16 protein-coding genes, 1 tRNA gene and 1 pseudogene are annotated in these 19254 nt (G+C 60.8%); 9 read left to right on the forward strand and 9 right to left on the reverse strand.

Translation table 11 applies throughout. The features are described 5' to 3' along the window. Positions 1-97 precede the first annotated feature (97 nt). From C4J86_RS01040 to C4J86_RS01050, 3 genes and pseudogenes are all read right to left on the reverse strand, one after another. Complete coding sequence (locus tag C4J86_RS01040; RefSeq protein WP_124372369.1) at positions 98-937, reverse strand: chromosome segregation protein SMC; 840 nt, start codon at positions 935-937, stop codon at positions 98-100. Between the two features lie 226 nt (positions 938-1163). Next, positions 1164-2815: pseudogene (locus tag C4J86_RS01045) on the reverse strand (DUF927 domain-containing protein); the annotation flags it as partial. An 88-nt stretch (positions 2816-2903) separates the two neighbouring features. Next, positions 2904-2980: transfer RNA gene (locus C4J86_RS01050), tRNA-Arg, on the reverse strand. A gap of 371 nt (positions 2981-3351) precedes the next feature. On the opposite strand from C4J86_RS01050, the gene gabD reads away from it, so the two are divergent. Both gabD and gabT read left to right on the forward strand, forming a co-directional pair. Next, a complete protein-coding gene (gene gabD / locus C4J86_RS01055) occupies positions 3352-4794 on the forward strand; it encodes an NADP-dependent succinate-semialdehyde dehydrogenase (protein ID WP_124369167.1) in 1443 nt (480 codons plus the stop codon). A gap of 178 nt (positions 4795-4972) precedes the next feature. After that, a complete protein-coding gene (gabT, locus tag C4J86_RS01060; protein ID WP_124369168.1) occupies positions 4973-6250 on the forward strand; it encodes a 4-aminobutyrate--2-oxoglutarate transaminase in 1278 nt (425 codons plus the stop codon). A gap of 210 nt (positions 6251-6460) precedes the next feature. On the opposite strand, the gene C4J86_RS01070 is transcribed toward gabT, so the two are convergent. Together C4J86_RS01070 and desA are read right to left on the reverse strand one after the other, a co-directional pair. Then, on the reverse strand, positions 6461-7462 hold the full coding sequence (locus C4J86_RS01070; protein WP_124369169.1) for a sensor domain-containing diguanylate cyclase: 1002 nt from the start codon (positions 7460-7462) through the stop codon (positions 6461-6463). 188 nt (positions 7463-7650) lie between these two features. After that, on the reverse strand, positions 7651-8835 hold the full coding sequence (gene desA / locus C4J86_RS01075; protein ID WP_124369170.1) for a delta-9 fatty acid desaturase DesA: 1185 nt from the start codon (positions 8833-8835) through the stop codon (positions 7651-7653). Between the two features lie 166 nt (positions 8836-9001). On the opposite strand from desA, the gene dibA reads away from it, so the two are divergent. From dibA to C4J86_RS01105, 6 genes are all read left to right on the forward strand, one after another. Further along, entirely contained in the window at positions 9002-10915 is a 1914-nt protein-coding gene (dibA, locus tag C4J86_RS01080; RefSeq protein ID WP_124369171.1) for a phosphodiesterase DibA, read from the forward strand. Positions 10916-11214: 299 nt separating this feature from the next. Further along, positions 11215-11397, forward strand: coding sequence for a sulfur starvation response protein OscA (gene oscA, locus C4J86_RS01085; protein ID WP_010565387.1), 183 nt, complete (start codon positions 11215-11217; stop codon positions 11395-11397). 146 nt (positions 11398-11543) lie between these two features. Next, positions 11544-12554 (forward strand): sulfate ABC transporter substrate-binding protein, encoded by a 1011-nt coding sequence (locus C4J86_RS01090; protein ID WP_124360743.1) that lies wholly within the window; start codon positions 11544-11546, stop codon positions 12552-12554. A 198-nt stretch (positions 12555-12752) separates the two neighbouring features. Further along, the gene (gene cysT, locus C4J86_RS01095; protein WP_065949976.1) at positions 12753-13571 is read left to right on the forward strand and encodes a sulfate ABC transporter permease subunit CysT; all 819 of its coding nucleotides are present in this window, start codon (positions 12753-12755) and stop codon (positions 13569-13571) included. Positions 13572-13584: 13 nt separating this feature from the next. After that, on the forward strand, positions 13585-14457 hold the full coding sequence (cysW, locus tag C4J86_RS01100) for a sulfate ABC transporter permease subunit CysW (protein ID WP_122686303.1): 873 nt from the start codon (positions 13585-13587) through the stop codon (positions 14455-14457). 3 nt (positions 14458-14460) lie between these two features. Beyond that, positions 14461-15441: a sulfate/molybdate ABC transporter ATP-binding protein gene (locus tag C4J86_RS01105; RefSeq protein ID WP_124369172.1), complete on the forward strand. Its 981-nt coding sequence runs from the start codon at positions 14461-14463 to the stop codon at positions 15439-15441. 125 nt (positions 15442-15566) lie between these two features. Here C4J86_RS01105 and C4J86_RS01110 read toward each other — a convergent pair whose 3' ends face one another. The 3 genes from C4J86_RS01110 to C4J86_RS01120 all read right to left on the reverse strand — a co-directional run bounded on the left by C4J86_RS01110 (position 15567) and on the right by C4J86_RS01120 (position 17109). Further along, positions 15567-16094, reverse strand: a complete 528-nt coding sequence (locus C4J86_RS01110; protein ID WP_124369173.1) for a DUF962 domain-containing protein — start codon at positions 16092-16094, stop codon at positions 15567-15569. 102 nt (positions 16095-16196) lie between these two features. After that, entirely contained in the window at positions 16197-16607 is a 411-nt protein-coding gene (gene uraH / locus C4J86_RS01115; protein ID WP_124369174.1) for a hydroxyisourate hydrolase, read from the reverse strand. 28 nt (positions 16608-16635) lie between these two features. Continuing rightward, positions 16636-17109 (reverse strand): heme-binding protein, encoded by a 474-nt coding sequence (locus C4J86_RS01120; protein WP_124369175.1) that lies wholly within the window; start codon positions 17107-17109, stop codon positions 16636-16638. Between the two features lie 100 nt (positions 17110-17209). On the opposite strand from C4J86_RS01120, the gene C4J86_RS01125 reads away from it, so the two are divergent. Then, on the forward strand, positions 17210-17575 hold the full coding sequence (locus tag C4J86_RS01125; RefSeq protein ID WP_124369176.1) for a response regulator: 366 nt from the start codon (positions 17210-17212) through the stop codon (positions 17573-17575). A 642-nt stretch (positions 17576-18217) separates the two neighbouring features. On the opposite strand, the gene C4J86_RS01130 is transcribed toward C4J86_RS01125, so the two are convergent. Then, the gene (locus C4J86_RS01130; RefSeq protein WP_124365386.1) at positions 18218-19222 is read right to left on the reverse strand and encodes an AraC family transcriptional regulator; all 1005 of its coding nucleotides are present in this window, start codon (positions 19220-19222) and stop codon (positions 18218-18220) included. Between the last annotated feature and the right edge of the window lie 32 nt (positions 19223-19254).

Raw genomic sequence — 19254 nt, forward strand, 5'->3', positions numbered from 1 at the left:
GGCGGCAAATTATCCCTAAGCTTGTCTATCGTTTTTCAGTGTATTAAAAAGCCGACATAAGCCGACTTTTTCGATGTTTCCAGCAGAGCTTCGCCAACTATCGCGTCAGAATATCTGAAACGTCGTAATTGGCCCGCTCGGACATATGGCGCAGGTGCCAGTGGCCGTAATTTTCACCCAGTTCGGGAATATCCAGTTTCAAAAACGCCACGGGATCACCCCCGATTAAACGTCCGGCTGCGTACAGCTTAGCTCCCACATCCAGTAGTTTTCGGGCGGCAACATTCCACTTTTCTTCCAAGGCGTAATGCGCCACATGCAAGGCAGAGCGTTCAAGTTGCTTGTATTCCTCTTCTGCCTCAATGATGTGTTTGTCCACCGTCACTAACTCCTCCTCGAGAGCGGTGATAATGAGCTGTTGCCGCCGGTGATGTTCAGTGGCAGCCACAAGGTTTTTCGCGGCTATCTGCGCATCACTATTCGCGTTTTTTTCGCCTTCTTCATCACCCCATGCAACAGCTCTGGCATAGGCTGATGCCGCTTCAGTTTCAGCTTGTCGCGCTTTACTCATATCCTCCTGCGCTTGCTTGCGGACTTGCTCCAGCCGAACGTTAAGGCTCTGTCGTTTGGTGAGAAGCTCTTCCTTGCCGACCTTCCAGTTATTCATGCCGGAGACGTATTCAGCTATCCGAGTATCCTGCTCAGCAATCGCCTCTCGGCGAAGCAGTTTTTGATTGATTTGATAGAGCTCAAACTTGATCGAATCGATTCGGCGCTTGCGCTCATTGAACTCGTCTCTCATCGCTCTTTGCTGGTCACGGTCTATGCCTTCGGATTTCTCCAGCGCGTCCTCATAAGGGAGCAGCTCCTGTTCCAGAATTTCCAATTCAGGAAGCAGGGTGTCGCATTTATCTTTGAGTTCTTGAGTTCCGTTCATGATCACTCTTGTCTGGTCACGGTCTATGCCTTTTGAACTTTCCAGCGCGGCCTCAAAAGGGAGCAGTTCCGTTTCCAGTTTTTCCAATCCAGGAAGCTGGGCTTCGGGTTTATCTTTTAGTTCTTGTATGCCATTCATGTGTTTTTTCCTGTGTAATTTGATTGTCTGATGGGGATAGTGGCAGGCTAGGCCGAAGTTGAGCCTGCATTACTCCGTAGGCCGGCCATCAGGCCGCCTGAGCCTCGCTCTCATCGGTTCCCGGGACTGTCTTCACCACGTAGCAGCGCTGAGGTCCTAACCCAGGTAGACGAATCAAGCTGTACGCCTTGCCATCGCTTCCCGGTTCGAGCATGCCCCGTTGCAGCAGCTCCTTATTCACTGCACTGATATTCATGCCCTTGAAGATCTCGGCCCTCCAGGCTTCCGGCAGTACGTAGTAGGTGTTGGTGGTATGCAGGGCGTCGCCTATGCCGTGTTCCATCGTCTTGCGAAAGCCCAGTCGATCAATCGTGCGTGGACCGTGCTCATCGATCTTGGCGGCGGCAGATTCCCAACGGGTAAAGCGGCTTTCTCCAAAGCGCTCGATGACCTGCCTCAGCCGCGCCAAAATCGCATCGCCCTCGAAGTTTCCGGCGCCGCCTCGTTCGGCCAGCCAAGCGTGCAGACATACACGTGCAGCGGTCGTGGCCGTACCATCGGGCCATCCAGTAACGCCAAAGGCGGTGGCCAGCTCTCCGGCCGCTGCAGCGAGGCCAAAGCGAAGGGCGGCACGCTGGGCCTGACCACTGGCCGAGGCGGGCAGGTTTTGGGTGATGAACTGCTCCACCGTGCGGCGAACGATCACCCACCACCTGAGCATTTCTCCTGGCGCGCACAGTGCGTGCAGGAAGGCGGTGAGGGGCGTGCCGTAGTATTTCGCTACACGGGCTTTGAGCGCATCGGAGAGGGCCGCAGCGTCCTCAAAACCATTCAGCACATCGAACATGCCGAGGCCTTTGCTGGCATCCGCTGGCACAGCGAGCATGCGCACCTCCATACCGGCTTTCAGCTCCTTGTTTGCATCCGCCATGTGCTGCGCCAACGTCTTCTCGCCGGTCGAGAGAAACAGCAAGCGCCACTCCTGCACCTGTCGGCCCGCTTGTCCTCGATCATTCGCCCGGGCCTTGCCGGTGCCGTTGCCGAGCATGTACACCGTCTCGCCAATAATGCGCGGGTCACACATGCCGATTTCATCCAGCACCAGGAGGCCGTCTGAGTGTGCAGCGGCGATGGACTTCAGGGCGTTATCTGTGGATCGCCAAGAACGCACCAGACGCGGCCCGCCATAGACGGAGGCATCGATCTGCAGGTGGGTGGTCTTGCCGCCGGAGCTGTCGCCGTAGAGGTGGAAGCCGCCCGACTCATGCCCAAGCAGGTTCATCAGAGACCCCGCAAAGGCCACAGAGACGACAAACGCCAAGCGGTGATTACCAACGCACAGCGCGCCGATTTGCTGCTGCCATTGCTCCAGAGAATCCGCCTCGCTGATCGGCGGCAACCGCGCACCGGCCTCGTAAAAATGCAAGTGTTCGGCGTGCGAGTCGATCTGTTGTTCGGGCAATAGGAACGCATTGTCGTGCCAGCCAGGCGTGACACCAATCGTGCGCGCTGGGCGCTGTCGAAGCCGCCGAGATAACTCTGCAGGTCGTTGCGGGCATTGCGCCCTTATCGGGTTCCCGCGAGGCGCAGGCCCATGCCGACCGGTGGACCGAGTACGTCCTTTCCGAAGTCGCCAGCCATGGTTCGGGCTGGAATGTTCCAGCGCTTTTTGGCGCAGTCCGGGTAATCGAATTCGACCAACAGGCCCCAGTGGTGGACCTTATCGTCGCGATTACAGGCGCCGGATAGCCAGAAACAAGAAAGCCCGCACGGGGCGGGCTTCTTGGGGTGTTTCGTAGGCTGTCTGAGACAGCCAGAAACTAGTATGTGGTGCACCCGGCGGGATTCGAACCCACGACCCCTGCCTTCGGAGGGCAGTACTCTATCCAGCTGAGCTACGGATGCTTGTGCGGGCGACATCATACCCATGTCGACCTTGGGCGTCCATGCTGGTCTTTGGGCCTTTAAGTGTAGGAATCCGCCGCGTGCAGGCTCTGGGCCGGGGGCCATCGATCAGTGCGGTTAAACCAAGTGCAACTACGCTGATCAGAAAGGTCTGACGGATATGGCGTTTTTGTTCTTTTTTTCGAACATCCTATTGCCCTGTACCCCCATTGCTCCTAGGATTCGTTTGAGATTTCAAACGCTCTGCCTCTCGTGCTCTATCTATTCACTGTGGCGCGTTGAGGCTGATTTCCCTGACGGCAGCCCACCAGGCGCCTTTCAACAACTCTAATTCGCTCCGCGTGCGCGCGGTGCTGTTAAGGAAAGCCGACATGCAGCTTAAAGACAACCAGTTGTTCCGCCAGCAAGCGTTCATCGATGGCGCTTGGGTCGATGCGGACAATGGTCAAACCATCAAGGTCAACAACCCGGCCACAGGCGAAATTCTCGGCACCGTGCCGAAGATGGGCGCCGCCGAAACCCGCCGCGCCATCGAAGCCGCCGACAAGGCCCTGCCGGCCTGGCGTGCACTCACCGCCAAGGAGCGCGCCAATAAGCTGCGCCGTTGGTTTGAGCTGTTGATCGAAAACCAGGACGACCTCGGCCGCCTGATGACCCTCGAACAAGGCAAGCCGCTGGCCGAAGCCAAGGGCGAAATCGTCTACGCCGCTTCCTTTATCGAGTGGTTCGCCGAAGAAGCCAAGCGCATCTACGGTGACGTGATCCCCGGCCATCAACCCGACAAGCGCTTGATCGTGATCAAGCAGCCGATCGGCGTGACCGCTGCCATCACCCCCTGGAACTTCCCTGCGGCGATGATCACCCGCAAAGCCGGCCCGGCCCTGGCCGCCGGTTGCACCATGGTGATCAAGCCGGCGTCGCAAACCCCGTTCTCGGCCCTGGCCCTGGTTGAGCTGGCACACCGTGCCGGCATCCCGAAAGGCGTGCTGAGCGTGGTCACCGGCAGCGCCGGCGACATCGGCGGCGAGCTGACCAGCAACCCGATCGTGCGTAAATTGTCCTTCACCGGCTCCACCGAAATCGGTCGCCAGCTGATGGCCGAATGCGCCAAGGACATCAAGAAAGTCTCCCTGGAGCTGGGCGGCAATGCGCCGTTCATCGTGTTCGACGACGCCGACCTGGATAAGGCCGTCGAAGGCGCGATCATCTCCAAGTACCGTAACAACGGCCAAACGTGCGTCTGCGCCAACCGCCTGTACATCCAGGATTCGGTCTACGACGCGTTTGCCGAAAAGCTCAAAGTGGCCGTGGCCAAGCTCAAGATCGGCAACGGTCTGGAAGAGGGCACCACCACTGGCCCGCTGATTGACGAAAAGGCCGTGGCCAAGGTCCAGGAACACATCGCCGACGCACTGAGTAAAGGTGCCAAGCTGTTGGCTGGCGGCAAGGTGATGGAAGGCAACTTCTTCGAGCCGACCATCCTGACCGACGTGCCGAAAAACGCCGCCGTGGCCAAGGAAGAAACCTTCGGCCCACTGGCGCCGCTGTTCCGCTTCAAAGACGAAGCCGAAGTGATCGCGATGGCCAACGACACCGAGTTCGGCCTGGCGTCGTACTTCTATGCCCGTGACCTGGGCCGTGTGTTCCGTGTGGCTGAAGCCTTGGAATACGGCATGGTCGGCGTCAACACCGGGTTGATCTCCAACGAAGTGGCGCCGTTCGGCGGCATCAAGGCTTCGGGCCTGGGCCGTGAAGGTTCCAAGTACGGGATCGAGGATTACCTGGAAATCAAATACCTCTGCCTGGGCATCTGACCGGTAAGGGATTGCAGTAAACGCAGAGGGCACGAGAGCGCTGCCCCTTTGCGTGTTTCACGCCGTTATTCGCAGTGGCCGGAAAGCTGTGGCAGTCGATCATCGCATGCTGCCGTAGTTGCCTCCCCGCCACCTATCCTTGAGCCACGCCGCCCGATGAGCGGCGAATGAGGACTTTATGAGCAAGACCAACGCTTCCCTGATGAAACGCCGCGAAGCCGCTGTACCGCGCGGTGTTGGCCAGATTCACCCGATCTTCGCCGAATCTGCGAAGAACGCCACCGTGACCGACGTTGAAGGTCGCGAGTTCATCGACTTCGCCGGCGGTATCGCCGTGCTGAACACCGGTCACGTGCACCCGAAAATCATCGCAGCGGTGACCGAGCAGCTGAACAAGCTGACGCACACGTGCTTCCAGGTCCTGGCCTACGAGCCTTACGTGGAGCTGTGCGAAAAAATCAATGCCAAGGTGCCAGGTGATTTCGCCAAGAAAACCCTGCTGGTCACCACCGGTTCCGAAGCGGTCGAGAACGCCGTGAAAATCGCGCGCGCCGCCACGGGCCGTGCCGGTGTGATCGCCTTCACCGGCGCGTACCACGGCCGCACCATGATGACCTTGGGCCTCACCGGTAAAGTCGTGCCGTACTCGGCGGGCATGGGCCTGATGCCGGGCGGCGTGTTCCGTGCGCTGTTCCCCAATGAGCTGCACGGCGTGAGCGACGACGACGCCATCGCTAGCATCGAGCGTATTTTCAAGAACGATGCCGAGCCGCGTGATATCGCTGCGATCATCATCGAGCCGGTGCAGGGCGAAGGCGGTTTCTACGTCGCGCCGAAAACCTTTATGAAGCGTCTGCGCGAACTGTGCGACAAGCACGGCATCCTGCTGATCGCCGACGAAGTGCAAACCGGTGCCGGCCGCACCGGTACCTTCTTCGCCATGGAACAGATGGGCGTCGCCGCCGACCTGACCACCTTCGCCAAATCCATCGCCGGTGGCTTCCCGCTGGCCGGTGTGTGCGGCAAGGCCGAATACATGGACGCCATCGCCCCAGGCGGCCTGGGCGGTACCTACGCCGGTAGCCCGATCGCCTGCGCGGCCGCGCTGGCGGTAATGGAAGTGTTCGAAGAAGAGCACCTGCTGGACCGCTGCAAGGCCGTCGGCGAACGCCTGGTAACCGGCCTCAAGGCCATCCAGGCCAAATACCCGGTAATCGGCGAAGTGCGTGCACTGGGCGCGATGATTGCCGTGGAGTTGTTCGAAGATGGCGATAGCCACAAACCGAACGCCGCTGCCGTTGCATCCGTGGTGGCCAAGGCGCGTGACAAGGGCCTGATCCTGCTGTCCTGCGGTACCTACGGCAACGTCTTGCGCGTACTGGTGCCACTGACCTCGCCGGACGAGCAGCTGGACAAAGGCCTGGCAATCATTGAAGAGTGCTTCGCAGAGCTCTAATCCCAGCGCTGTGTCGATGTAAAAAACCCGCTTCGGCGGGTTTTTTTAAGCCCCGCCGCTCACACCGAAGATCGTTCCCACGCTCCCACGTGGTAACGCCGCCCGTGACGCTCTGCGTCACTGTGTGGCGGGACGCGGAGCGTCCCAGGAGGCATTCCCACGCGGAGCGTGGGAACGATCAGTCAACGATCAGTCACATTTCGAGCAGTGTCAGGCAGCGATCACCCGATTTTTACCCTGACGTTTTGCCTCATACATCGCCGCATCGGCGCGGCCGAACAGGCTGTCCAGGGTCGAGTCGTCTTCGCGCAGGCTGGTCAGGCCCTGGCTGACGGTCACTGTAAACGCGTGGCCTTCAACGCTGAAACTCAGCGCCTGGATTTCCTTGCCCAGCCGCTCGGCTACCTGCAGGGCCATGTCCGGGGCGCAGCCGGGCAGTATGGCGGCGAATTCTTCGCCGCCGATGCGGCCGAACAGGTCGCCACGGCGCAACACGCTTCGGCCACTTTCGGCGATGCGCCGTAGCACCTGGTCACCCTCGAGGTGGCCATAACTGTCGTTGATGTCTTTGAAGTCGTCGATGTCCAACAACAGGAACGCCAGCGGCGTGCCCTGCATACAGGCGTTGTCAAAGGCCTGGTTGGCGAGTTCGAAGAAGTGCCGGCGGTTGCTGCTCTGGGTCAGCACATCGGTGGTGGCCAGGCGATGCAACTCCAGCTCCAACTGCTTCTTTTCGGTGATGTCCTCGGCCATGCCCACGACGATCATCGGCTTGCCCGGCTCGGCCTGCTGATTGATATAGCATTTGTCGCTGAGCCAGCGGATCTGCCCGTCGACCGTGACGATGCGGTATTCGCGGTCTTCCACGGCGCCCTGTTCCAGCACGCGGGCCAGGCTGTGTTCGGCGTAGTCGAGGTCTTCGGGGTGGATGCTGTTGCGCCATTCCCGGTGATCGGCCAACAGCAAACCGGCGCTTCGGCCGAATATCCGTTCGTAGGCCGGGCTGACGTACAGCACACGACGCGTTTCCCAGTCGATGGCCCACAGCACCGCGTTCACGCTCACCAGCAGCGAGCTGAGCAGCTGCTCACGCTCACTCAGCCGCTCGACCTCGCCCTGGGCATGCATCAGCGCCAGCAGGGTCGACGCCGCCGCTGGGCGCGGTGGCTGGGCAGAGGACAGGTCAATCGGGCAGGGCTTTTCGTGAACCATCGGAACAACTCTCTCTGGGCGCGCCGCAGGATGGAACAGCGGTCACTACAAGGGGTCACCATGATGGCGAAGTGTTCTTTGAGAGAGGGGAATTGCGGTGAAGTTCCGTGATCGGGATGGATTGGCGGTGCCCGGAAAATGGCGCCAAAAAGCCAGTGTGCGGGAGGGAGAGCCCTCCCGCAGTACCGTCAGACCGCTGCGGGACGCAGTGAATAGGTCTTCAATTGGTGAGCGAAATCGCGCAGAGATTGAATGCCGCTGGCCTCGGCTTCGTGCACCCATTCCTTGATCGCAGCCAGCATGTCGTGGCCGTTGGAACTGGTCTTGAGCCAGATTTGCTGCAGCGCCAGGCGCTTCTCGTAGATCACGCTCAGCGCATGGCTGTGTTCCAGCATGCTCTGGATGCGCACGTGGTGGCGATCGCTCAGCAGGCTGGTTTCCCGTGACAGCAGGCGCTTGGCGCGATGAAACTGGTGGCGCACCGAATGATCGACTTTCTCCAGCTCTTGCTTGACCAGCGGGCCGATCACCAATTTGCGGTATTGGGCCATGATCTGGAAGCGGTTGTTGAGGATCGCCATTGCGGTGTCCATGTCCAGGTGGCCCTTGCCTTCGACACGGTGGGCGATCGGCGCGACGCGCTGCACCTTGGCCAGGCGCAGGAAGCTGAACACCTTGATCCAGGCCCAGCCCAGGTCGAATTCCCACTTCTTCACCGACAACTTGGCCGAATTGGGGTAGGTGTGATGGTTGTTGTGCAGTTCTTCGCCACCGACGATGATGCCCCACGGCACCAGGTTGGTCGCCGCGTCGCGGCATTCGAAGTTGCGATAGCCCACGGCATGGCCCAGGCCGTTGATGACGCCGGCGGCCCAGAACGGGATCCACATCATCTGGATCGCCCAGATGGTGATGCCGATGGTGCCGAACAGCAGCACGTCGATGACACCCATGATCGCGATGCCCAGCAGCGGGTAGCGCGTGTAGAGGTTGCGTTCGATCCAGTCGTCCGGGCAGTTCTTGCCGTAGATGCGCAGGGTCTCGGGGTTTTCCGCCTCGGCGCGGTACAGCTCGGCACCTTTGCGCAGCACGGTGGACAGGCCCTTGATCACCGGGCTGTGCGGGTCATCGACGGTTTCGCATTTGGCGTGGTGCTTGCGGTGGATGGCGGTCCACTCGCGGGTGTTCTGCGCCGTGGTCAACCACAGCCAGAAGCGGAAGAAGTGTTTCAGGCCAGCATTGAGCTCGAGCGAGCGATGGGCCGAATAACGGTGCAGATAGACGGTGACCCCGATAATGGTCACATGGGTCATCAACAACGTGACTGCCACCAGTTGCCAGGCTGACAGGTCAAGAAAACCGTTGTACCACATAGGCTGTATGGCCCTCAGATAAAGTAAAGAACAGCTCACGCATTATCACTAAGCCTACAGAGAAAACCAGCCGCCCTTTCAGATAGAAGTGACTGGATGTTTCTTATTCTATAATCCTCAGCCTCCGTAGGGCGATTGTGTTTTTTTGGTAAGGATTACTGAGCATATGTTGTTTTCATACCGAGGAGCCCTACGTGCGGGGCTGGTATACCTGCTGATTTCCATTCTATGGCTTCAGCTTAGCCACCATCTATTAATCAGCTTTATCGATGATCCACGGGCCTTGGCGCATTGGCTGCAACTGCGCGGCTATGTCTGGGTAGGCCTGAGCGCGCTGGCTATTTACCTGATGGGGTTGCGCTTTGCCCGTGCTCACGCGTTGCAACATCCCCTGAAAGAAAACCGTGAACGCTTGCAACAGGCCGCTGCGGTGTTTGATTGCACCCGCGAAGGCGTGCTGGTCACCGACGCTCAGGGCCTGATCGTGCACGTCAATCGGGCGTTCATCGAGATCACCGGATACCGCCGCGAAGACGTCATGGGCCGGCCACCCAGCCTGTTCAAGTCCGGGCGCCATTCGTCGAATTTTTATCAACAGATGTTCCAGGCCCTCGAGCGCAGCGGCGAATGGAGCGGCGAAATCTGGAATCGACGCAAAAGCGGAGAAATTTACCCCCAGTGGCAAACCATCCGCGTCATCCGTGATGACCAGGGCCACATCAGCCACTACGTCGCCGTGTTCTCGGATATCAGCGCCATCAAGGACTCCGAACACGAGCTGGCGCACCTGGCCCACCACGACCCGCTGACCGGCCTGCCCAACCGCCTGCTGTTCACCGACCGCGCCGAGCAGGCGCTGGCCTCGGCACGCGTGCACAAGCGCGGCTGTGCATTGCTGTTGATGGACCTGGATCACTTCAAGATCATCAATGACAGCCTGGGCCACAACGTTGGCGATCAACTGCTCAAGCTGGTGGCCGACCGTCTCAAGGGGCTGTTCGGGCCTGGGGTGACCCTGGCGCGCCTGGGGGGCGACGAGTTCGCCGTGCTGGCGGAAAGTTGTCCACAGGTGATGCAGGCTGCGGCCATGGCCCAGCGGATGCTTGAGGCCATGAAGGAGCCGTTCATTTTTGACGGCAACCAACTGTTTATCAGCGCCAGCATCGGTATCAGCCTGTTCCCCAGCGATGCGCTGAGCGCCGAGCAATTGTTGCGCAACGCTGACTCGGCCTTGTTCAAGGCCAAAAACGCGGGCCGTGAAAGCTACGCCTTGTACACCGAGGAACTGACGGCTCACGCGCAGAGTCGTGTGGAAATCGCCAGCGAATTGCGCCGCGCCCTCGACCGGCAGGAACTGCGCGTCTATTACCAGCCCGTGCACGACCTGCAGAACAGCCGTTTGATTGGCGTGGAAGCGCTGGTGCGCTGGCAGCACCCGGAGCGCGGCCTGGTGCCGCCGGCTGAATTTATTCCCATCGCCGAGCGCACCGGGTTGATCGCCGACATCGATGCCTGGGTGATGGACCAGGCCTGCCGCCAGATGTGCCTATGGTTGGCGGACGGCGCGCCGTTGGGGTTTATCGCGATCAATGTCTCCAGCCGTCTGTTTGCCCGGCGCGAACTCTATGAACAGGTCGGCCAGGTGCTTCACGACACCGGCCTGGATCCCGCCTTCCTGGAGCTGGAAGTTACCGAAAGCGCGGTGATGGACGACCCGGAAGTCGCCCTTGAACAACTGCACCGCCTGCGCGAGCTGGGCTTGCGCCTGGCCATCGACGACTTCGGCACCGGCTATTCCTCGCTGTTGCGCCTCAAGCGCCTGCCGGTGCAGAAACTCAAGATCGACCAAGGCTTTGTCGCCGGCTTGCCCTGGGATGAAGACGACGCCGCCATCGTGCGCGTGGTCATCGCCCTGGCCAAAAGCATGGGCATGCAGGTGCATGCCGAGGGGATCGAGCAAGTGGAGCAGGCGCGCTTCCTGCTGGACCAGGAATGCGACATGGGGCAGGGGTATTGGTTTGGCAAGCCGATGCCGGCCCAAGAGATAGATTGGAGCCGAACACCCCCCATCCACATTTGAAATGCATTCAACTGTGGGAGGGGGCTTGCTCCCGATAGCGGTCTATCAGGTTAGAAAATCTTGTCTGACCCACCGCCATCGGGAGCAAGCCCCCTCCCACATTGGATTGCATCACTGCTTAAATTCAGTGGTTGAACGCAAAACCTGCGCGCAACCCCACGTCCCGTCAGAAAATTCTTTCTGGTTATATAAACATTCTTAAATAGTATTTTTAAGAATATCCGCGCTTATCTACTATCGCCCTCACGCCGCAAGCAGTGCCGCCACTGCCAGGCACTATTCATTTCAGGAGCGAGACCATGAGCGCATCTCTACGTAGCGTCGACGGCCAGGACGAAGCAGCCATTTTGCGTGAGATCCAGAGCGCCTTGCGCGATCTGCGGTTTGGCGCGGTGGAAATCACCGTACACAACGCTCAAGTGGTACAGATCGAACGCAAGGAAAAATTCCGTCTGCAGAACCCGGGTAACAAACCCGCCTAAGAATAAGCCACCAGTAGGAGCGAGCTTGCTCGCGAAAAACGCCAACGATAACGCAGCGCATCAGGTTTAACGCGGTGCTCCTGGGTTTTTCGCGAGCAAGCTCGCTCCTACAGGGTTGCGCCAACATAAGAATTTCAGGAGCTTCTATGTCGTCGATTCGCCGTTACGCCCTGGCCGCATTGGCCAGTGCCGTGTTTGCCGGTTCCGCCGTTGCCAAGGATTACGAGTTGCTCAACGTCTCGTACGACCCGACCCGTGAGCTGTACCAGGACTACAACGCTGAGTTCACCAGCTTCTGGAAACAGTCTCACCCGGGCGACAACGTGAAGATCCAGCAATCCCACGGTGGTTCGGGCAAGCAGGGCCGCGCGGTGATCGACGGCCTGCGCGCCGACGTGGTGACCCTGGCCCTGGCCGGCGACATCGACGAAATCGCCAAGCTGGGCAAGACCCTGCCGGAAAACTGGCAGACCCGCCTGCCGGATGCCAGCACCCCGTACACCTCGACCATCGTGTTCCTGGTACGCAAGGGCAACCCCAAGGGCATCAAGGACTGGGGCGACCTGGTCAAGAAAGACGTTTCGGTGATCACACCTAACCCGAAAACCTCCGGCGGTGCGCGCTGGAACTTCCTCGCCGCCTGGGCCTACGGCCTGAAGACCGGCGGCAGCGAAGCCAAGGCTCAGGAATACGTCAAGGAGCTGTTCAAACATGTGCCGATCCTCGACACCGGCGCGCGCGGTTCCACCATCACTTTCGTCAACAACGGCCAGGGCGACGTGCTGCTGGCCTGGGAAAACGAGGCGTTCCTGGCGCTGAAAGAAGACGGCGGCGCCGACAAGTTCGACATCGTCGTGCCGTCCCTGTCGATCCTCGCCGAGCCGCCAGTGGCCGTGGTCGACAAGAACGCCGAGAAAAAGGGCAATACCGAGATCGCCACCGAATACCTCAAGCACCTGTACAGCCCGGCTGGCCAGGAGATTGCGGCGAAGAACTTCTACCGCCCACGCGATGAGAAAGTCGCCGCCAAATACGCCCAGCAGTTCCCGAAACTGGACCTGGTGACTATCGACAAAGATTTCGGCGGCTGGAAAACTGCCCAACCGAAATTCTTCAACGACGGTGGCGTGTTCGACCAGATCTACACGGCGCAGTAAGCCAAAGTACCTGTAGGAGCGAGCTTTCTGTGGCGAGGGAGCTTGCTCCCGCTGGAGTGCGAAGCGCTCCCAGTACCGGTCCCCACGGTTCATCGGGTCGCCTGGTCCTGGGGCTGCTGCGCAGCCCAGCGGGAGCAAGCTCCCTCGCCACAACAGCTGGCTTCTACAGTGGTTTCTACCCTTTAACCAAGGACTCTTATGTCGCGTCGTATCTCCCCCGTCATACCCGGCTTCGGGCTGACGCTGGGCTACACCGTCGTGTACCTCAGCCTGATCGTGCTCATCCCGCTGGCGGCGATGTTTGTACACGCCGCTCAACTCACCTGGGATCAGTTCTGGAACATCATCTCCGCACCCCGCGTGCTGGCGGCGTTGAAACTGAGCTTCAGCACCGCGTTGTACGCCGCGCTGATCAATGGCGTGATCGGCACCCTGCTGGCCTGGGTGCTGGTGCGCTACACCTTCCCCGGACGCAAGATCATCGATGCGATGATCGATCTGCCGTTCGCCTTGCCCACGGCTGTGGCCGGTATCGCGTTGACCGCGCTGTACGCGCCTAACGGGCTGGTTGGCCAGTTCGCCGCCGACCTGGGCTTCAAGATCGCCTACACCCCGCTGGGCATCACCCTGGCGCTGACCTTCGTTACCTTGCCCTTCGTGGTGCGCACCGTGCAGCCGGTACTCGCCGATATCCCCCGGGAAGTCGAAGAAGCCGCCGCCTGCCTGGGCGCCAAGCCGCTGCAAGTGTTCCGTCACATCCTCGTACCGGCGCTGTTGCCGGCCTGGCTGACCGGTTTTGCGTTGGCCTTCGCCCGTGGCGTCGGCGAGTACGGTTCGGTGATTTTCATCGCTGGCAACATGCCGATGAAAACCGAGATTCTGCCGCTGCTGATCATGGTCAAGCTTGACCAGTACGACTACCGCGGCGCCACCTCGATCGGTGTGCTGATGCTGGTGGTTTCCTTTGTCCTGCTGCTGCTGATCAACTTGTTGCAGCGGCGCATCGAACGTCCATAAGGAGGCGCGGAACATGTCCCAATCGTCTATCTCCGCCGCGTCCTCGGCCAACGCCGCCCGGCGCGGCAGCGCCACCTCGCGACGTATCCTGATCGGCCTCGGCTGGCTGGTGTTCGCGCTGTTTTTGCTGCTGCCGCTGTTGATCGTGGTGTCCCAGGGCTTGAAGAATGGCCTCGGCGCGTTCTTCACTGCGATCCTCGAACCGGACGCGCTGTCGGCGCTGAAACTCACGGTAATCGCCGTGGTGATTTCGGTGCCGCTCAACCTGGTGTTTGGTGTCAGCGCCGCGTGGTGCGTGAGCAAGTATTCCTTCCGTGGCAAAAGCATCCTGGTGACGCTGATCGACCTGCCGTTCTCGGTCTCGCCCGTGATCGCGGGCCTGGTGTATGTGCTGATGTTCGGCGCCCAGGGTTTCTTCGGGCCGTGGTTGCAGGACCATGACATCCAGATCGTGTTCGCCTTGCCCGGCATCGTGCTGGCGACCATCTTCGTCACCGTGCCGTTCGTAGCCCGCGAGCTGATCCCGTTGATGCAGGAGCAGGGCACCCAGGAAGAAGAAGCCGCGCGCCTGCTCGGTGCCAACGGCTGGCAGATGTTCTGGCATGTCACCGTGCCGAACATCAAGTGGGGCCTGATCTACGGCGTGGTGCTGTGTACCGCGCGGGCCATGGGTGAGTTCGGCGCGGTGTCGGTGGTGTCCGGCCATATTCGTGGCGTGACCAACACGCTGCCGCTGCACGTCGAGATTCTCTACAACGAATACAACCACGTCGCCGCCTTCGCGGTGGCCAGCCTGTTGCTGATCCTGGCGCTCTTCATCCTGCTGCTCAAGCAGTGGAGCGAGAACCGAATCAACCGCCTGCGCAACAGCGCCGGTGAGGAATAAGTCATGTCGATCGAAGTCCGTAATGTCAGCAAGAACTTCAATGCCTTCAAGGCCCTGGACAGCATCAACCTGGATATCCAGAGTGGCGAGCTGGTGGCCTTGCTGGGCCCCTCCGGCTGCGGCAAGACCACCTTGCTGCGCATCATCGCAGGTCTCGAAACCCCGGATGCCGGCAGCATCGTGTTCCACGGCGAGGACGTCTCCGGCCACGATGTGCGTGATCGCAACGTGGGCTTTGTGTTCCAGCACTATGCGCTGTTCCGCCACATGACCGTGTTCGACAACGTCGCTTTCGGCCTGCGCATGAAGCCGAAAAACCAGCGCCCGAGCGAAAGCCAGATCGCGACCAAGGTTCACGACCTGCTGAACATGGTGCAGCTCGATTGGCTGTCCGATCGTTATCCAGAACAACTCTCCGGCGGCCAGCGCCAGCGTATCGCCCTGGCCCGCGCCCTGGCGGTGGAGCCTAAAGTGCTGCTGCTGGACGAACCCTTCGGCGCCCTCGATGCCAAGGTGCGCAAGGAGCTGCGCCGCTGGCTGGCGCGCTTGCACGAGGATATCAACCTGACCTCGGTGTTCGTGACCCATGACCAGGAGGAGGCCATGGAAGTCGCCGACCGTATCGTGGTGATGAACAAGGGCGTGATCGAGCAGATCGGCTCACCGGGCGAGGTTTACGAAAACCCGGCCAGCGATTTTGTGTACCACTTCCTGGGTGACTCGAACCGCCTGCACCTGGGCGAGGATAAACACCTGCTGTTCCGCCCCCATGAGGTGTCGCTGTCGCGGCATGAGCTGGAGGATCACCATGCGGCAGAGGTGCGCGATATTCGGCCGCTGGGCGCGACCACGCGGGTGACCTTGAAGGTCGAAGGCCAACCCGAGTTGATCGAAGCCGAAGTGGTCAAAGACCACGACAGCCTCACCGGCCTGGCCCGTGGCGAGACCCTGTTCTTCAAGCCCAAGGTCTGGCAAAAAGCCTAAGCTCACCCCAGTGCCAAATGTGAAATGGGGCCAATGTGGGAGGGGGCTTGCTCCCGATAGCGGAGTGTCAGTTGGCCTATGAATCAGCTGACCCACCGCCATCGGGAGCAAGCCCCCTCCCACATTCAGACCTCGCTTGGCTTGAGATCGCGACGAGCCACCGGCCCCGAGCGCGCTTCAATCTGTTGTTTCAGGTCCTGCCGCAGCCCCACCAGAAACGCCAACTCCGCCACCACAAACAACGGCCCCACGATCAGCCCCGACACGTCGTCCACAAACGCCGGCTTGCGGCCTTCGTAGTAATGCCCGACAAACTGGATCACCCAGCCCAGCACAAACAGGCCCACGCCGCTGCCCAGCCACACCGTCGTGCTTTGCGCCGCCAGTACGTGCCCGGCCCACACCGACAAACCCATCAGCACCGTCATCAAACCACCCAGCGCCAGCTCCAGGCGCAGGTAGAACCACGCCGAAAACAGCGCCAGCAGCACCGCCGGTGATAGCCACAGCCCGCCCACCGCCCATTCGGGGCGTGACAGCAGCACGGCGACCGCCACCACAATCAACGGAATGCCGATGAAATGACTGGTGATATTGCGCGGGTCGCGGTGGTAGGCGGCGTATTGACTGAGGTGGTCGACGAGGCTTTTCATTGTTATTCCTCCTGTAGGATGTTTGATCATGCCCTGTCAGTCGGCTGCCAGCGGCTGTTGATGATGATCGCGCAAGGCCAGGGTGAAGTCGAGCAGGCGCGCCTATGAACCGCGATAGGTGGAGAAGCCGTAGGGGCTGAGCAACAGCGGGATGTGGTAGTGCTGATCGACCTGCTTGACCTGGAAAATCACCGGCACTTCGGGGAAGAAGGTTTCGCGGTTGGCTTTCTTGTAATAGTCGCCGGTCTTGAACACCACGCGGTACTCGCCCGGCTTCATTTTGCGATCTGCCGGGAACAGTTCGGCGATGCGCCCTTGCTGGTTGGTCACGCCTTGGGACAGCGCCTGCCATTGGTCGCCCACGTGTTCCTCCAGGGTGACGTTGACGCCGGCGCTCGGCAGGCCATTTTCCAGGTTGAGCACATGCACGCTCAGCGGGTTGCCGTCGGCCAGGGCCAGATTGCACAGGCCGCTCAGGCTGAGGGCGGCGAGGGTCATGCTTAGGGTTTTCATCGAGAAGTCCTTGTTGACAGGAGTGGAATCAAGGGGTGATTTTCAAGCCTAGTTGCTCGGCCGCCTGTACGGCGCAGGCTTCATCCTGCGGCGCGCCGCCGGCACCGGCGATGCCCAGCGCGCCGACCAGTTCGGCCTCGGCAAACAGCGGCACGCCACCGCCGAGCAACAGCAATTCGGGCAAGCTGTTAAGGTTGGCGGCCTCGGGGTTGTTGCGCGCACGCTCGGCGAACAGCCGGGTTGGGGTTTTGGTCGACAACGCCGTGTACGCCTTGCGCTGGCTGGCGAGGCTGTTGTGCGGGCCGACGCCGTCGGCGCGCAGGCTCAGCAGCAGGTTGCCGCCACGGTCGAGCACGGTCAGCGCGGCGTTGCAGTGAGCCAGGCTGGCATCGGCCAATTGGCGCGCGGTGTGTAAATCAAGCGTGGCGTGGCGTGGCAGTTGTGGCGTCGCCTGGGCGGCAGTCGCCACGGCGAGGCTCAGGAATAAAGCAGTGCGATACATGGTGAACGCTCCAGAAGGCAGGCCGTCACGGTAGCCAGTGGAGGTGGACAAAAGCCGCACAATTTGATGACAGGTTTGTAATCAAACCCAGAGGTAAGGCATGCACGTGTTGTTAGTGGAAGACCAGCCGCAACTGGCGCAACGGATGGCCCAGGGCTTGAGCGAGGCCGGTTTTACCGTGGAAGTCGCGGCCAACGGCATGGCCGCGCAACGGTTTGTGGAAAGCACCGTGTACGACCTGGTGATCCTGGATGTGATGCTGCCGGGCCTGAATGCCTGGAAGTTGCAGCAGGCGATTCGCCAACGCGGCGAAACGCCCGTGCTGTTTCTGACCACGCCCGATGGCATCGAAGATCGTTTGCGTGGGTTGGAATTGCATGAAGACGACTACTTGCTCAAGCCGTTTGATGCCAAGGTATTGGTGGCGCGGGTGAGGAAGGTGTTGCGGCGTGACCGAGGGCGGTGATGGCCTCCACCACCGCTATCGGGGCATAGATATCTACACAACTTTGGCGTAGCCCTGAACCTGTGGCGAGGGAGCTTGCTCCCGTGGCGACCTGGCGGCCTATAGCTATCTGACTGATGCCGCGCGATCCAAATGTGGGAGGGGGCTTGCTCCCGATGGCGGCCTGACAGCCGACCAGGATGCTGGATCAGGGCGAGTACATATCCGTTGCTGCGGTAACGGCTGCTATGGGTTCCGCCCTTACGGCGTCTCACTTTTGAAAAGCGCAAAAGTAAGCAAAACGCTCTTGCCCCACCACTCGGCACCTCGCTTAGGCTCGGTGTGCCCGTAATCCGACAGCGATTTGGGGGGCCGCCGCCACGCGCCATCCATGGCGCGGGGCGGCTAAACCGGCATCCCTGCCGGTTTACCCCCCAAATCACTGTCGAATTCCGGCCAGCGTGGTTTAACGGGGCGCTTAAGATCAAGAGCAAGATCAAGAGCGGCTCGCTTCGCATCGTGGTTACTGTTGGCTGCTACAAAGTTGTGTAGATACCTATGGCTATCGGGGGCAAGCCCCCTCCCACACTTGAATGTATTCACAGACCCAATGTGGGAGGGGGCTTGCCCCCGATGAGGCCCTCAAAGCCACCCCACATCTGCCTACCGCAACCCATCCCTGAACTGCCCCGGCGTCATCCCCGTCCAGCGCTTGAACGCCCGATTGAAGCTGCTGGTATCGGCAAACCCCAGCAAATGGCTGATCTCGGCCAATGAACACTGCGGATCGCGCAGGTGCAATAGCGCCAGGTTCTGCCGACACTCATTGAGCAGTGCATCAAACCGGCAGCCTTCATCCGCCAGGTGCCGCTGCAGGCTGCGCAGGCTCAAATGCAGCGCCTGGGCGATCCGCTCCGCGCTGGGTTCGCCGTCGGGCAGTTGCGCTTCGATGGCGGCGCGCACCTTGCGCTCCCAGGTCAGCGGTTGCAGTTGGGCCAGGGTGCGCTTGAGCACGGTTTCATTGTGTTCGGCCAACTCCGGGTTGGCGTCGTCCAGGTGGCTGTCGAAGTCGCGGGCGGCGAACTCCAGGCGGTCTTCCTCAGCGCCGAAGAACACCGGTGAGCGAAACACCGTGTGCCAGGGCGCAGGGTCGGCCGGTTCCGGGCGCCGCAGGTACACCGCCAGCGGTGCATAGTCACGCCCGAGGCGATTGCGGCAGGTGCGCACATAGATCGCCGCAAACGCATCTATGGCTTCCAGCGCCGGCGCCGGGCTGCCTTCGGGTTGCAGCAGGCGGAAACGGTAGCCGTCACCGTGACGGCTCAGCTCCAGGCTCAGGGCATCACTGACCACTTGGTGATAGCGCACGATACGCTCGAACACCTCGCGCAGGCTGCCGCTGGCCACCAGCGCATACCCCAACGCATGAAAGGTGGTGGGGCTGACAAACCTCGACACCCGCAAGCCAATCGCCGGATCGCCACTGGCCTGCACCGCCAGTTCCCACAGGCGCGTGGTGGCCGACAACGGGTAGCGCGCATTCGGGTCGTCCATCAACAGCGGGTCGAGCCCGGCCTCGCGGCAGAGCGCGGCGCTGTCGAGGCCCAGGGCGTCGAGTTGCTTGCGCAGGGCGCGGGTCCAGCTGGCGAGGGAGGTGGGTTCGGTCATGGCGATTGGCGCTTGCGGTCAACAGGTTGGCG

Origin of the sequence: Pseudomonas sp. R2-7-07 (genome assembly GCF_003852355.1) — a bacterium.
Taxonomy (GTDB): Bacteria; Pseudomonadota; Gammaproteobacteria; order Pseudomonadales; family Pseudomonadaceae; genus Aquipseudomonas.